Raw genomic sequence first — 14,893 nt, forward strand, 5'->3', positions numbered from 1 at the left:
TTGGTGGTGATGACGATGCCGGCCGGGACCGTGGGGTTGTTGGACGTCTTGGTGGTGAGGGAACCGGTCAGTCCCTCTTGGTGCAGGAGGTCGCGGGCCGCCGCCTCCGTCCGGCCGKGCAGGTCCGTCGGGATGGCGATAGTGCTGGGGCCTTCGGAGATGTTCAGGATGATGTCCGAGTTGGCTTCCAGGGAACTTCCCGAGGACGGCACCGTGCCAATGGCAGTGCCCTTCGGAATGGTGTCGTGCTGCAGCCGTTTGAGCTGCGGCTTGAATCCGGCGTTATAGAGCCTCTGCAGAGCCTCTGATTCCGTCAAGGACGTCACGGTGGGTATCAGGACCTTGGCCGCCTGCGGCGGGCTTTGGTTCATGAGGTTGTACAGCCACAGGCCGCCCCCGGCCAGCACCAGCATCGTCAGGACCACCAGGGTCGCGATCCAGGTGCGGCGGCGGGACTTCTGCCGCTGCGTGCGTTCGCGTTCGACCGGCAGCGCCAGGGGCAGGCTCCCGGTGTCCGCGGTGCMGTACAGTTCGGTGCCGGCAGGCTGCAGCACGTGATCGTCCAGGGGCGCTTCCTCGGCGGGCCGCAGCCGGCCGCCGGGGGACTCGTCCAGGAACTTGGCCCCGGTCAGCGAGAAGGCTGCCGTGGGTGCCAGCGGGTCCTGACGGGAAACGGCGTTGGTGGGGTCGGTTGGGGCCTCACTGGCCGCCGGCGCGGCAACCGGTACACCGTTGCGCGCGGCCCGCAGGGCCCGGCGGAAGGCAGCCGCGTCCTGGAAACGGTCCGCGCGGTTCTTCTGGAGCGCCTTCATCAGCACGCTGTCCAGCGCTTCGGAGACCTCCGGGTTGAGGCTGCTGGCCGGCTCAGGGATTTCACGGACATGCTGGTACGCCACAGAGACCGGGCTGTCCCCGATGAACGGCGGCCGGCCGGTCAGCATTTCATACAGGAGGCACCCGGCGGAGTACAGATCGCTCMGTGCGTCGACCGTTTCACCGCGGGCCTGCTCCGGGGACAGGTACTGGGCCGTGCCCACCACGGCCTGCGTCTGCGTCATAGTGGCCGAGGAGTCCGCCATGGCGCGGGCGATCCCGAAGTCCATGACCTTCACGCTGTTCGATTCCGGGCAGAACATCACGTTGGCGGGTTTGATGTCGCGGTGCACGATTCCGGCCTTGTGGCTGTAATCGAGGGCGGACAGCACACCCAGGGTGAAGTCGATGGCCTGATCGATGGTGACTTCCTTGGCCCTAACCAGGTCACGGATGGTTTTGCCGGAGACGAATTCCATCACGATGTAGGGCACCCGGACGTTGTCTTCGCGGTCACCGGGGACGGCATGGTCCCCGGTGTCGAAGACAGCCACAATCGAGGGATGGTTGAGCGCGGCGACGGCCTGGGCTTCGCGCTTGAACCGGGCCTGGAACTGGGGATCCCGGGCCAGGTCCGGGCGCAGCAGTTTGACGGMRACAGTGCGTCCCAGCCGGGTATCGAGACCGCGGAACACGTCCGCCATGCCGCCGCGGCCGATCAGCTCACCCAGCTCATAGCGTCCGCTGAGGACGCGCTGCGTGTTCACAGGGCGATCCTCCCTGTGCGACGGTGTGCGGGGTGTGTTGTTCATGATTTCTTAGGGTGCCGACTTGGTAGGTGAAGGCGTTGTGGCCGAGGCCTTGGCGAGGTGGTAKGTCACGACGCTCCCGGAGGCTACCTTGCTCCCGGACGCGGGTTCCGAGCTCACAAAGGTTCCCGGGTCTTCCTTCTTGTTCGTAGGGCTGACGTCGGCTCCCTTGGCCCAGCGCAGTCCGGCGTTTTGGATGGCCTGTTGGACTTCGGCCTCGCTGGCGCCTGCCGGAATGGACGGGACGGCGACCATTTCCGGACCCTTGGAGTAGCTCACGGTGATCGTGGTCCCGGGCTGGACCGGACCGGAGGGGTCAATATTGGTGACCGTACCCGGTGTCGCGTCGTTGAAGACCTCGGCGCCGGTGACTTGGAGTCCCTTGCCGACCAGCTCGTTGCGGACGTCGGCGTAGGGGCGCCCCAGGTAGGCGTCCGGGATCAGGTTGATGGCTGCCGGGGTGGACTCGGTGGGCGTCGCGGAAGTGGCGGTGGGGGTGGGGGTCTCGGAGGGCGACGCGGACGACGGCGAGGGGCTGGCGCTGCTCGGCTTCACGCTGCTGGACGTGGGGGCACTTGTGACCGGCGCCTGTGAGGGAAAGAGGTTACCGGCCTGGCTGATGACTACACCGGCCAGGGCGAAAACGACCAGCAGGATCAGCGCAATCAGCGGCCAGGTCCACGGGCTGCGCTTGTGGCGCTGCGGTTCCTCGGCGTGTTCGTCTTCCTCGTCGTATTCTGCCTCGTCCTGCACCCAGTTGCGCTCGGCGGCCAGGGCGTCGGCGCGGTTGAGCGCGTTGCGTGCCCCKTAGCCGCTGGCTGCTGCCGCGCCGGCCGCAAGGCCTGCCGCCGCGCCGGCACCGGCGGCGMCGACGACGGGCAGCGCGGAGGTTGCCGACGTCGACTTGTCCTCCGCGGCGCTGGAGGCAATGACGCTGGTGGCTGCCGTGGGGAGATCKACCGGGGCCGTGATGGGCCCGGTGGCCGCGTCGAAGAGGAGCATGCCCGGAACAGCTGCGTGGGCCGCCGCGATGTCACCGTTGCGAATGGCCTCAGCCGCCTCGGACAACTTGATGGCGTCAGCAGGGCGGTTCCTCGGATCCTTGGCCAGCATGGACATCAGGAGCGCCCGGACGGGCCGGGGCAGTGTCTCCGGCAGCGGCGGCGGCGCATCATTGACCTGGGCCAGCGCGATGGCGATCTGGGACTCCCCGGAGAACGGCCGGTGGCCCGTGAGGCACTCGTAGCCGATCACGCCCAGGGAGTAGATGTCCGAGGCCCCGGTGGCCGTCTGCCCCGTGGCCTGTTCCGGTGCGAGGTACTGGGCGGTGCCCATCACCTGGCCGGTCTGGGTCAGCGGAACCTGGTCGGCCAGGCGGGCGATGCCGAAGTCGGTGACCTTGACGCGCCCGTCCGGGGTGATGAGCAGGTTTCCCGGCTTGATGTCGCGGTGCACGAGGCCCTGGGCATGGGCGACGGCGAGGGCACGCGCCGTCTGCGCCATCATCGAGAGGGTACGGTCCGGGGAGAGGACCTGCTCGTGCTCGATGATGCTGCTCAACGGCTGGCCCGGAACCAGTTCCATGACGAGGTAGGCCGAGCCCTCTTCCTCGCCGTAATCGAAGACGTTGGCGATACCCACGTGGTTCAGGAGCGCGGTATGGCGTGCCTCGGCGCGGAACCGCTGCAGGAACCCGGGATCACCCGTGTATTCCTCCTTGAGCACCTTGATGGCGACAATGCGGCCAAGGATCAGGTCTTTGGCTTTCCAGACTTCTCCCATGCCGCCGATCGCAATGCGTGTGGTCAGCTGGAATCTGCCGCCGAGGGTGATTCCTGAAGTAGGCCTCACTTATTCAACACCGCCTCAAAAATCTTCTTCGCGTTCGGACTGGTTAGGTTTGCGCCGGTGGTGATGTCTACGCCTTCCATGACGATGGTGACAGCCACCTGCGGGTCATTCGCCGGGGCAAACCCGGTGAACCATGAGTTGTTCAGGCCGTTGCCGAGTTCCGCGGTTCCGGTCTTGCCGGCCACCTGGACGCCCGGCACGGCTGCCCGCTTGGCGATGCCGTCATCAACGACGCTGACCATCCACTCGTTGATCTGCCGCGCAATCTCCGGCGTCGTGGAGGTGCGCAGGGCCTGCGGTTTCGGCTCGCTGATGGTCCGCAGGTCCGGGGCGCGTACGGCCTTGATCAGGTTCGGCTGCATCTGCACGCCGTCGTTGGCGATCGCGGCCGTCATCGTGTTGATCTGGAGCGGCGTGGCCCGGACGTCCCGCTGGCCGATCGAGGACTGCGCCAGCCCGGCGTCGTCCAGCGGATCGCTCGGGAAAAAGCTCGGCGCCGAGTCCAGCTTCAACTGGTCGCCGAAGTCCTGCCCGAAGCCGAACTTTGAGGCCTGGTCCCCGATGGCCTGCTGGCCCAGGTCCAGCGCGATGCTGGCGAACGGCGTGTTGCAGGACTGCTGCAGGGCAAACGCGAACGACGCCGTGCTGCGGGTGTAGCAGTTGCCTCCCGCGTAGTTGGGAAGCTTGTATTCGATGCCGGGGAACGACATCTCCGCCGGGTTGGGCAGGACGCTGTCCTTGTTGTACTTGCCCGACTTCAGCGCCGCCGCGGTGTCGATGAGCTTGAACACCGATCCGGGCGCCAGCAATGCGCCCGTGGGGCCGCTGACGTTCTGGTTCAGGTTGATCCCGGGGATCTGGTTGAGCTCGTTGTAGTTGGACTGTTCGGCCACCGGATCCTGCGTGGCAATCAGGTTGGGGTCATAGGAGGGCTTGGAGACCATGGCCAGGATTGCGCCGGTCTTCGGGTTGGTGACCACGATGGAACCGCGCTGGCCGTCCGGGATGAKGTCGTAGGCCAGCTTCTGGATCTTGGGGTCCAGTGTCAGCTCCACGGAGGCGCCCTTGGGCTGGTTGCCGAGGAACAACTGGCCAACCCGGTCCAGGAACTGCTGGTCCGAGCTGCCGGCCAGCACGTCGTTCATCGATTTCTCAAGGCCGGTGAGGCCGTAGTTCTTGGAGAAATATCCGGTGACGCCCGCGTAGAGCTCGGGCTGGGAGTAGGTCCGCTGGAATTTGCAGCTCTCCGTGGCAGGCACCGATTCTGCCACCGGGGTGCCGCCGACAATGATGGCGCCGCGGTCGTTGCAGTAGTTCTGCAGGATGGCGCGCCTGTTCCAGGCGTTGGCTTGGAGCTCGTCCGCGCCAACCACCTGCACGTAGCTGAGCGCGCCGAAGATCAGCACGAACATCGCGATGGCGGCGATCCATGAATTGCGGATGGCCTGGTTCATAGCTGTTTCACCGCCTCGGTGGGTGCGAAGGGACTGGTTTGGGGAGCGGGAGCGCTGGAAGGCGCCGCGGGGAGGTTCTTTCCGGCGCCTGGTTCCTGGCCGGGTGGCAGCGGCGTCGTATCGACCGGCCGGCGCGCGGTGTGCGAGATCATCAGCAGCAGGCCCACGATGATCCAGTTCGCCAGGAGGGAGGATCCGCCGGCGGCGAGGAACGGCGTCGTGAGTCCGGTTAGCGGGATCAGGCGCGTGACGCCGCCAATCACCACAAAGCACTGCAGCGCGATCGCGAAKGAAAGTCCGGTGGCCAGCAGCTTGCCGAAGGCGTCGCGCGTGCCCAGCGCGGCGCGGAAGCCCCGGGTGAACAGCAGCAGGTACATCAGGACGATCGCGAAGACGCCGATCAGACCGAGTTCCTCACCGAATGAAGCAATGATCATGTCGCTGTTGGCAAACGGGACGAGGTTGGGCCGGCCCTGGCCGAGGCCGGTGCCGACCAGCCCGCCGTTGGCCATGCCAAACAGGCCTTCGACGATTTGGAGGCTGCCGCCGAACTCCCGGCCGTAGACCTCAGGGGTAAAGGCATTAAGCCAGCCGTCGATCCGCAGGGCGACGTGCGAGAACGCCTTGGCTGCCACGAAGCCGCCTACCACCATCAGGACGAGTCCGATGATGACCCAGYTGATGCGGCTCGTCGCGACGTAGATCATGACGAGGAACAGGCCKAAGAACAGGATCGAGGTGCCGAGGTCGCGCTGGAAGACGAGCACACCGATGCTGACGAGCCAGGCGGTGATCATTGGTCCCATGTCTTTGAACCGCGGGAACTGCACCGGGCCGATCTTGCGGCCGGCCAGCAGGATCAGGTCCCGGTTCGAGGACAGGTACCCGGCAAAGAATATGGCGAGTGTGATCTTGGCGATTTCACCCGGCTGGAAGGTCATGGAACMGATCTTGATCCAGACGCTCGCGCCCAGGACTTCTCCGGCCGAGATGCCCGGAACCAGCGGCAGGACGAGGAGCGCCGCACTGACGGCCAGCGAAATATAGGTGAAGCGGCGCAGGATCCGGTGGTCCTTGAGAAACCAAATGACGACGATCGCGACCGCCATGGCCACCAGGGTCCAGCGGAGCTGGTTGTTGCCGGTGTCTTCGCCCACCCTGTCCAGCCGGTGGATCATGGCAAGGCCCAGTCCGTTGAGGGCGACCACGAGCGGAAGTATTACCGGATCGGCATATTTCGCGCGGATCCGCAGCACCACGTGGAAGGCCAGTGCGGCTGCTGCCAGGAGGCCGGACTGGAACCAGAAGTCAGTGTCGAACGCTTTTTGCCGGTCCACGCCCACGAGGGCCTGGGCGCCGATCCCGACGGCGAGGGCCAGGACCAGCAGGACAAGCTCCACGTTCCGGCGCGGCTTGGGCACGGGGTCGATGGGTGTCATTTGGCCCCCTCGCAGTTCGTTGTCKGGGCGGGGGACGCCGAAGGTTTGGCCGCTCCCGGCGCAGCCGTAGCGCCGGGTGTCGCGGTGGCGCCCGGCGACGCTGTGGCGCCGGGGGTGGGAGTGGCGCCGGCCGTCGCGGAGGGGGAAGGCGTGAGGCATTCGTCGGCCGGGGCTGTGGTACCGGTGCGCTCAAGGTTCTTGACGATCCGCTGTGCGTCGTRGAGATMGCGGGCAGGCACGGTCTGTCGAACCCGCTGCTGCGAGAATTCCGGAAGGTCGGACATCTTGATATCGGTCACCGCTTCGAGAGTGGAAAGCTGGATGGGTCCCAGGCGCTGGGAGACCCCGTTGAAGATGGCCACATGCTGATCGTGCTCGCCGATGTAGTAGCGCGTCTGGGTCCAGGCGTAGCCAAGCCAGAGCCCGATTGCCAGCAGCGCGACGATGGCGGCGGCAATGGAGACCGTGAGCCAGCGGCGCGGCCKCCCGGCGGGCTTGGATTCTTCGGTGTCCTCGCGGGCCTGTTCCGACTTGTGCGTCAGGACTGTGGCCGCGCGACGGGCCACGGTGCGTCCGGCGATCGACGGAATGGACCCTGATTCCGCCGCTGCGGCCGCAGCTCCAACAAGCTCGTGCGGACGGGTGGAGAGCTCTTCGCGCAGGACTTCGGCCGAGAGGTGTTCGCCCAGATGCGGGTCCGTAGTGGTCTCGGGTTCTTTGTTGCCGGCCGTCTTGTCCGCTTCCTTGCCGTCGGACCCGGGGGCGGGGGCGGGGGACTGATTGCCCGGCGCGGCTGCGGACCCGCCAGCGGCGCCGGCGTCGTTTTTCTTCCCGGGCTCGGCAGAGGACTTCGCGGCACCCACCGCATTGCCGGTCAGCGCTCCGGGCAACGGGGCGGCGGCTGAAGTCCCGGCGCCGGGGGCTGCCGGTGCGGGGACGACGTCGACGGCGGCGGTCCGGACGTCGTCGGGCGTCTGGTCGCCGATGTCCAGCACCACAACGGTCACGTTGTCCGGGGCGCCGGCTTCCAGGGTCAGTTCAATCAGTAGGTCGGCGCATTCGTTGAGGTCTTTGGTTTCCCGAACCGTGCGCTCCACGACATGGCCGGCCACGTAGTTCAGACCGTCCGAGCACAGCAGCCAGCGTTCCCCGGGCTGGACGGCGAGGGTGTCGAGGTCCAGCTCAGGGCTGGCATCGACGTCGCCCAGGACCCGCATAAGGACGTTCTTGTGCGGGTGTGTTTCGGCTTCTTCGGGCCGCAGGCGGCCTTCGTCGATGAGCCGCTGGACAAAGGTGTGGTCGATGCTGACCTGTTCCCACTCGTCGTTGCGCAGCCTGTAAGCGCGGGAGTCTCCGATATGGGCGAAATGAAGCTTGCCCTCGGCGAGCAGCAGGGCCGTGACTGTGGTGCCCATCCCGGCGAGCTTCGGATTGATATGGACCAGCTCGGACAGCAGGGAGTTGGCGGTCTGGATTTCGTCGGCTAGGACGGTGCCGGCGTMGCCGTCGTAGTCATCGTGATCCAGGTGAATCATGTCCAGGACGGTCGCTGCCGACGCGACATCGCCGCCGGCGTGGCCGCCCATGCCGTCGGCGACGACGGCGAGGTGCCGGCCCGCGTAGGCAGAGTCGTCGTTCTTGGCGCKGACGCGGCCGACGTCCGATCGCGCGGCGTAGCGCATGATGAGAGGCCGCTTCGGGGCAGTTGCCTTGCCTTCGGCCCTGTCTGCGGGAAGATCCGGGGCAGCCATGGCTACGGCCTCAATTCAATGACCGTCTTGCCGATTCTCACGGGGACGCCCAGCTCCACCGGGAGGGCCCGGGTCAGCTGCTGGTCTGCCAGATACGTGCCATTTGTGGAGCCGAGGTCCTCGATGAACCAGCGGCTGCCMTGCGGGAACAGGCGGGCGTGGCGGCCCGAGGCATAGTCATCCTCCAGGACAAGGGTGGCTTCCTGCGCCCGGCCCAAGAGGATGGGGCTCGCCGCCAGCGGGAGCGTGGTGCCCTTGAGCGGACCCTCGGTCACCACGAGTTGGCGTGCCTGCTGCTTGACGGGCGGGGGCGGGGGCTCAGCGAGGGACGGGTTCTTGCGCACCTGCCGTGCCGTGGGGGCTCCGGCCGCTGCCTTGCGGCCGATCATGAGATCCCGGCGCATGGCCGAGACGATGCCGAAGATCAGCACCCACAGGAGGATAAGAAACCCGAAACGCAGGGCCGTAATGGTCAGTTCGCTCATGCGCGTCCGCCTGTTGTGGCGGGCAGTAGGCGGAAAATGATTTTGGTCCGTCCCATCGTGATTGTGGCGCCGTCAGTAAGTTCCGAACTGCCCACGATCTTTTGGCCGTTGACATAGCTGCCGTTCGTGGAGCCGAGATCGATCGCCTGGGCTGAACCCGGCCCCGTCCGGATTTCCAGGTGGMGGCGCGAAACACCGGTGTCGTCAATGAGGATGTCCGCGTCCGAGGACCGTCCGAGGACGATCGACGGCGCGTTGAGAGAATAGCGCTGCCCGTCGATGTCAAGCACGGGTTGAAGCTGCGCGGGCTGGCGGGTCGGAGCKGCTGGCACATGGCCGTGAACTCCCGGATGGGCCGGGACGKAAGGCGCAGAGGCCTTCTCGGTCCGCGAGGTGATGTCGAAATTTCCGGCKCGCTGCTCCTCATCGCGGCGGAAACTGATCCGGACCGGTCCCTGGAGGGTGTAGCCCTGGCTGCGGACGTGGTTGATGACGACGTCGCACAGTTCTTCCGCAAGCGGGGTGCCCCATTCCTGGGCGCGCTGGAAGTCGTCGGGGCTGAGGAGAACATCAAAGACGTTGGGGGCCAGCGTGCGTCCAGCGGCAATGGTGATGGCCTTGTTGTCCACTTCGCCACGGAGCCGGCTTGCGATTTCGACAGGCTCAACCTGGGCACGAGAGCCGGTGGAGAAGACGCCGCGGACGGCCTTTTCGATGCCGCGCTCGACTTTGTCCAGCAATCCCATGGTCCTTCTCCTTTCCTGATGGCTGCCGGGCAGCGTTCGTTCCGGAACTCGGTTTCCAACTTTTGCGAGCCCGCTGTCCGCGGACACTCCTACATCAGATACTACTGGGCGTGTCTGGGAATGGCCTCAATGGACGCCCCCGGTGCGACGCCGAAAACAGCCCCGGCCACGCCCTGAAGTGCGCGGACATCCCCGGTGCGGCCGTCCCGACGGTACCCGACGCGGGGCCCGGCAGCAGGGCGCCCCGACCTCCGAATACATTGGGAACCGGCACCCATCCGGCCCGATTGGTATTTTCCCGCAATTGTCCGTTATGCTTGATCTCGCTGCTTTTACGAGGTTGGCGGTCCGGGAAACCGGCCCTATCCGAGTGGAAGAAGTTGCGCGCGAGTGGCGGAACGGCAGACGCGCTGGCTTCAGGTGCCAGTGTCCGAAAGGGCGTGGGGGTTCAAATCCCCCCTCGCGCACGCAATCGAAAGAACCCCGGTCTTCGGACCGGGGTTCTTTCGTTTAACCCACGCGGGGCGCATGCGGTCCGGGGGCACTTTGACACCCACACGCCGCGGACACCGKACCTAAGGGTCGGAATCGTGTCCAAAGGCGCCCCGGTCGGCGAGTGTTGGCCGGATGCACCGGGAATGCATGGGCTTCCGCCTTCCAGGTAGGGCCACTTCGCGATGGCGCGCATCAGGGTCTCCACCCGAGCGGCGCCGCCCAGCACTGGGAAGCACGCCCCTCCCATGCACACGTTATGTCCTATTACCCTGAGGCGAGACTGCTGGCTGCCAACCCCGTAACCGCCGATAGCCCCTTTTCCCCTGCTACGCGCCCGGTGGCGCAGGCGTGGGCTCKAACTGCCAGCCCCCGAACGAACCGAGAGTTAACTTCGCGGAAACGGCAAGGCGCGGATTCCTGAAACAACCGTTCCCTAGGGTCAGTGCCAGACGGCCCCGCGGGGGCCGCTTTTCATGTGACCGCCTTCCGGTTTGGAGAAGAAGAATGACGGCTTTTGGTTCKGAATTGCGCCCTACACGTCGGATGCTGCTGGCAGGGATTTCCTCCGCGGCACTCGTAGCTCTCGCCGGCTGCGGKGGTGAGACCAGCGCCGCGCCGGCGACGGCCAGTGGTGCGGCGGGGGATCTCGGCGCACTGGAGGTCCAGTTGTCGTGGTTGAAGAACTCGGAGTTCGCCGGCGAATATTTCGCCGATAGTAAGGGCTACTACAAGGAGGCGGGCTTCACGGCGGTCAACCTGATTGCCGGCGGTCCGGGCGGCGCCTMAGCCGAGACCATGGTCCTTTCCGGCAAGGCGCTCGTTGGTACGTCTTCACCGGTGGGAGTGGCCCCGGTGGTGCTCAATGAGAGTGCGCCCTTGAAGATCATCGGCTCCACGTACCAGAAGAACCCCTTCACCATCGTGTCGCTCGCCGGAAAGCCGATCACCGCCCCTGGCGACCTCGTCGGTAAGAAGATCGGAGTCCAGGCGGGCGTCAACGAGACACTCTTCGATGCCCTCCTCGAGGTCAACAAGATTGATCCGGCCAAGGTCACGAAGGTGCCAGTGCAGTACGATCCCCAGCCGTTGCTCAACGGCGACGTCGAGGGGTTCTTCGCCTACCTCACCAACGAGGTCCTGACGCTCGAACTGGGCGGGCACAAGACTGCGGTGCTGCCGTTMGCTGACAACGGTCTGCCCTTCATCGCCGAAAGTTTCGTGGCCACGGAAGATTCCATCAAGAACAAGAGGAAAGAGCTGAAAGCCTTCMTGACGGCAACCATCAAGGGCTGGAAGGACGCGTTGGCGGACCCGGCGGAATCAGCCAGGCTCGCCGTGGAGGTTTACGGCAAGGAACTCGGCCTCACCCTCGACAAGGAAAGAGCCCAGGCCGAGGCGCAGAACAGCAAGCTCATCAAGACCTCGGACACGGACACCAACGGCCTCTTGTCCATCTCCAAGGACCTCATGGAGAAGAACATCGAAATCCTCAAGCTGGCCGGCTACGACACCACGGCCGAGAAAATCTTCGACATGAGCCTTCTCGATGAGGTCTACGCAGAGAACCCGACCCTTAAGTAGCCGTGCCCGGAAGCAAGCAGGACGAACGTAAGTAGGACGAATGACTGACGTGAGCACGGCTGCCGTCACCCACGGCATGCTGTCCGGAACCGGCATATCGCTCAGCYGGCTGGGCAAGAGTTTCAGCATGGGCCGTAAGAGCGTCGTGGCCCTGGAAGACGCCAACCTGATGACATCGAAGGGAACGTTCCTGTCCCTGCTCGGCCCCTCAGGATGCGGCAAGTCCACCATTCTGAGGATCCTTGCCGGTCTGGAGACCCCAACCTCGGGCCAGGTCACCGTGGACGGTCACACTCCGGCCGAATTGCGTACCCGGCATGAACTGGGCATCGCCTTCCAGGATCCGGCCCTCTTGCCGTGGAGAAACGTGGCCGCCAATATCCGCCTGCCCTTCGAAGTGGCCGGTCTGCCCGTTGATCATGCCATGGTGGACGAGTTGGTGGGCCTGATCGGCTTGAAAGGGTTTGAAAAGGCCAAGCCTGCGCAGCTCTCCGGYGGGATGCGGCAGCGGGTCTCCATCGCCAGGGCGCTGGCACTCAAGCCGTCAGTGCTCCTGCTGGACGAGCCGTTTGGCGCCTTGGACGACATGACGCGGCAGCGCCTCAACCTTGAACTGCTGCGGATCTGGACCGAAAAGCCGGCCACCACGCTCATGGTTACCCATGGAATCGCGGAGGCAATGTTCCTCTCCGACGTGGTGGCCGTCATGAGTGCAAGGCCCGGCCGGATCAAGGAGATCATCACTGTTGACCTGCCCAGGCCAAGGACACCGGAGATGATGCGGACGCCKGAGTTCCATGCCCTGTGCGACAGGGCTTCGGAGTTGCTGTTCGGCGACGCCGGAGCTCCCCGTGAGGAGGGATCTTCCCTTGACGAGGACTGACGCGAAGACTGCGGCCGTTTCCCGGCCGCTTCCGACGTGGGCGGCGGCGGGAATCGGGGTGGCTGCCACCGTTGCGCTCTGGTGGCTGGCCGCGGGCACCGTCCTGGCCGGGGTGGGAGCCACAGCCGATGGCACGGGCGGCGCCGTACCMACACCGGGCGAGGTTTTCCGCCAACTGGGGAGCGACGGCGTCGGCTTCTACTGGCCCAATCTTGTCGTCACGCTTGCGGAGGCCTCGGCCGGCTATTTTTGGGGGAACCTTGCAGCGCTCCTGCTGGCGGGCAGCGTTCTGGTGCTGCCGGCGCTGGAGCGGCTGGTCACCCAGCTGGCCGTCATCAGCTACTGCCTGCCGATCGTGGCCATCGGGCCGCTGGCCTTCATTGTGATCGGATCGCCCGCGCGCGGCCAAGCGTCGGGAACGGCCGTGCTCCTGGCCGGCATCTCCGTCTTCTTCACCACCGTCGTGGGCGCCTTGTCCGGATTGAAGAGTGCGGACCGGGCGAGCCTGGATCTCATTTCAGTCTACGGCGGCGGCCGGTTCCAGCAGCTGATMAAGGTGCGGCTCATTTCGGCGCTGCCKGGGGTCCTCAACGCGCTCAAGATCGCCGTTCCCGCCGCCGTGCTGGGGGCGGTCCTGGGCGAATACGTGGGAGGAGTGGACCGTGGGATCGGGCCGGCGCTGGTCAACGCGCAACAGAACCTGCAAATTGCCCGGGCCTGGGGGGTTGCCCTGGTTGCGGGACTCCTGGCCGGCGCGGGCTACGGTGTGTTTGCCGTCATCGCACGGTTCGTTGCCCCTTGGTCCGCAGGCCGCAGGGGAGTCTCGTGATGACGCGGCAAGCCTTGAGTCTCGCATTGAGAAGCTTCGGCCGTGCGGCCCTGGGGCTGCTGGTCTCGCTGGCCGTGGTGCTGGTGCTGTGGGTGGCACTGCTGAAGCTATTCAATATTTCMCCCTTCGTGGGCAAAGGCCCACTGGATGTCTTCAACTTCCTCTTTACCGTCCCGGCATCGGTCGGCAACCGGCTGGCCGTTCTGCAGAACCTCGGCCAGACCATGATCGATGCCTTTCTCGGGTTTGCGGCCGGGATGGTCGGCGCCGTAGTGGTCGCCGGCGTCTTTGTTCTCTTCCGCGGGGTTGAGACCGCCCTGATGCCGATCGCCATGCTCCTGCGTTCCGTGCCGCTGGTCGCTTTGGCGCCCATCATCATCCTCATTTTCGGCCGGCAGGAACCAGCCGTGGCCGCGATCGGGGGGATCGTGGTGTTGTTTCCCGCCTTGGTGACGATCGTCTTCGGGCTGCGCTCGGCGTCGCCGGCCATGCTGGAGGTGATCGATGTCTACGGCGGTTCCCGGTGGACGGCCCTCCTGAAAGTGKCTTTGCCATMGTCCCTTCCGGCCTTCTTCACGGCAGTCAAAGTCTCCGTCCCGGGAGCGGTTACGGGGGCACTGCTRGCCGAATGGCTCGCCACCGGCAAGGGGATCGGCTACGCGATCATCTCGGCCGTCTCCCGCGCCAAAAACAACGAGGTGTGGGCCTCGGTGGTGGTCATCACCCTCGTGTCGATCATCCTGTACACGAGCGTGGCGCTCTTGGAGGACGCCATGCTGAGGAGGTCCGGGCAGGCGCCGTCGACGTCGTCGTGACTGGACCGGTGCGCCCGAAGGGCCGGGGCCGCGCTTGGCCGTACTGTTCCCGGCTGGAGTCCGTACGCTACGCGGTCCGCAGTGCCCCGAGTCCGGCCAGGAGTGCCTCGAGCCCCAGGCTGAAAGCGACGTCGGCCGGTTTTTCGTGGCTGTCCTCGGCCAGGCGCTGGACGGCGGAGGTGAAATTCGGCGTCGAGGACGCCATGCTGCCGGAATCGAAGATGTCCGCCGGCGCCGTGGCGTCGTAGGCCGAGCCAAAGATGAAGGACTCGAGCGCCACGATGGCCGGAATGATGCGCTCTTGCGGGAAGCCCGCGCGGCTGAAGCCGGCGCTGACGGCCTCGTACATGGCAAGCGTCCTGGGCGCATCGGCGACGGGCAGTACGGCGATGACGGGGATCAGGGGCGTGTGCTTGGAGAACACGTCGCGGTAGCTCCAGGCCCAGTCCCGCACGGCCTGCTCCCAGGGCCCGGACTCGAACGCGGCGACGTCCACGAACGAGGTCAGGTGGTCCTGGACCAGGACCAGGACGTCCCGCTTGGAGGAGACATGGTTGTACAGCGCAGACGGCGCCACGTTGAGGGTTCTCGCCAGAGCCGCCATGGTGAAGCCGTCATAGCCGCTCTTGCCGATCAGCTGCAGGGCCGCCAACGTGATGCCCGCCTGGTCCAGCACGGCCGCGGCGGGCCGGCCCGCGCGGCGGCGCGGATTGGTGGCGGAGCTGTGCGGATCCGCGGGGGCGCTGGTTGCTGCCGTCATTCCGGGCCTTTCTGCTCAGCTTGGCTGGCGGTTTCGGATGTTCCCATTCTGCTCCCACTTTACGGGCGAAGTTTTCTTTAGGCGGGGGGTCTTCCCCAATCCGGCAGAAAGTCCTATCATCATAAATGAACGTCATTCATTTAGTGGTCCGCATCACCTGAGCGGCCACGGGGAGGAAACAT

The 14,893-nt window shown here is 65.8% G+C and carries 12 protein-coding genes and 1 tRNA gene; 5 read left to right on the forward strand and 8 right to left on the reverse strand.

The genetic code is table 11. The annotated features are described in order from the left end of the window. The 7 genes from pknB to AC1DBQ_RS04330 all read right to left on the reverse strand — a co-directional run. A partial coding sequence (gene pknB / locus AC1DBQ_RS04300; protein WP_476927322.1) for a Stk1 family PASTA domain-containing Ser/Thr kinase occupies positions 1-1,625 on the reverse strand: 1,625 nt, incomplete at its 3' end. A gap of 6 nt (positions 1,626-1,631) precedes the next feature. Beyond that, positions 1,632-3,473, reverse strand: coding sequence for a protein kinase domain-containing protein (locus AC1DBQ_RS04305; RefSeq protein WP_476927323.1), 1,842 nt, complete (start codon positions 3,471-3,473; stop codon positions 1,632-1,634). Beyond that, the gene (locus AC1DBQ_RS04310) at positions 3,470-4,927 is read right to left on the reverse strand and encodes a peptidoglycan D,D-transpeptidase FtsI family protein (RefSeq protein ID WP_476927324.1); all 1,458 of its coding nucleotides are present in this window, start codon (positions 4,925-4,927) and stop codon (positions 3,470-3,472) included. Before AC1DBQ_RS04310 ends, AC1DBQ_RS04305 begins: the two co-directional genes overlap by 4 nt. Next, positions 4,924-6,366, reverse strand: coding sequence for an FtsW/RodA/SpoVE family cell cycle protein (locus AC1DBQ_RS04315; RefSeq protein ID WP_476927325.1), 1,443 nt, complete (start codon positions 6,364-6,366; stop codon positions 4,924-4,926). The genes AC1DBQ_RS04310 and AC1DBQ_RS04315 overlap by 4 nt, the downstream gene beginning before the upstream one ends. Next, a complete protein-coding gene (locus AC1DBQ_RS04320) occupies positions 6,363-8,117 on the reverse strand; it encodes a PP2C family protein-serine/threonine phosphatase (protein WP_476927326.1) in 1,755 nt (584 codons plus the stop codon). Before AC1DBQ_RS04320 ends, AC1DBQ_RS04315 begins: the two co-directional genes overlap by 4 nt. Positions 8,118-8,119: 2 nt before the next feature. After that, positions 8,120-8,602, reverse strand: a complete 483-nt coding sequence (locus AC1DBQ_RS04325; protein WP_476927327.1) for an FHA domain-containing protein FhaB/FipA — start codon at positions 8,600-8,602, stop codon at positions 8,120-8,122. After that, a complete protein-coding gene (locus AC1DBQ_RS04330) occupies positions 8,599-9,348 on the reverse strand; it encodes an FhaA domain-containing protein (protein WP_476927328.1) in 750 nt (249 codons plus the stop codon). Before AC1DBQ_RS04330 ends, AC1DBQ_RS04325 begins: the two co-directional genes overlap by 4 nt. 384 nt (positions 9,349-9,732) lie before the next feature. On the opposite strand from AC1DBQ_RS04330, the gene AC1DBQ_RS04335 reads away from it, so the two are divergent. The 5 genes from AC1DBQ_RS04335 to AC1DBQ_RS04355 all read left to right on the forward strand — a co-directional run bounded on the left by AC1DBQ_RS04335 (position 9,733) and on the right by AC1DBQ_RS04355 (position 13,951). Continuing rightward, positions 9,733-9,815, forward strand: a tRNA-Leu gene (locus AC1DBQ_RS04335). Between the two features lie 553 nt (positions 9,816-10,368). After that, complete coding sequence (locus AC1DBQ_RS04340) at positions 10,369-11,424, forward strand: ABC transporter substrate-binding protein (protein WP_476927329.1); 1,056 nt, start codon at positions 10,369-10,371, stop codon at positions 11,422-11,424. 40 nt (positions 11,425-11,464) lie between these two features. Then, positions 11,465-12,307 (forward strand): ABC transporter ATP-binding protein, encoded by an 843-nt coding sequence (locus AC1DBQ_RS04345; RefSeq protein ID WP_476927330.1) that lies wholly within the window; start codon positions 11,465-11,467, stop codon positions 12,305-12,307. Further along, the gene (locus AC1DBQ_RS04350; RefSeq protein ID WP_476927331.1) at positions 12,294-13,136 is read left to right on the forward strand and encodes an ABC transporter permease; all 843 of its coding nucleotides are present in this window, start codon (positions 12,294-12,296) and stop codon (positions 13,134-13,136) included. The genes AC1DBQ_RS04345 and AC1DBQ_RS04350 overlap by 14 nt, the downstream gene beginning before the upstream one ends. Next, positions 13,136-13,951: an ABC transporter permease gene (locus AC1DBQ_RS04355; RefSeq protein ID WP_476927364.1), complete on the forward strand. Its 816-nt coding sequence runs from the start codon at positions 13,136-13,138 to the stop codon at positions 13,949-13,951. Before AC1DBQ_RS04350 ends, AC1DBQ_RS04355 begins: the two co-directional genes overlap by 1 nt. 67 nt (positions 13,952-14,018) lie before the next feature. Here the strand turns inward: AC1DBQ_RS04355 and AC1DBQ_RS04360 are convergent, their stop codons facing one another. Continuing rightward, positions 14,019-14,711, reverse strand: coding sequence for a TetR/AcrR family transcriptional regulator (locus AC1DBQ_RS04360; protein WP_476927332.1), 693 nt, complete (start codon positions 14,709-14,711; stop codon positions 14,019-14,021). Positions 14,712-14,893 lie beyond the last annotated feature (182 nt).

The sequence above is a fragment of the Arthrobacter sp. 10T413_2 genome, from assembly GCF_056394205.1.

Excerpts from the sequence above, each read along its gene's own strand:
- AC1DBQ_RS04360 (WP_476927332.1), bottom strand. The coding sequence starts at position 14,711 with ATGACGGCAGCAACCAGCGCCCCCGCGGATCCGCACAGCTCCGCCACC.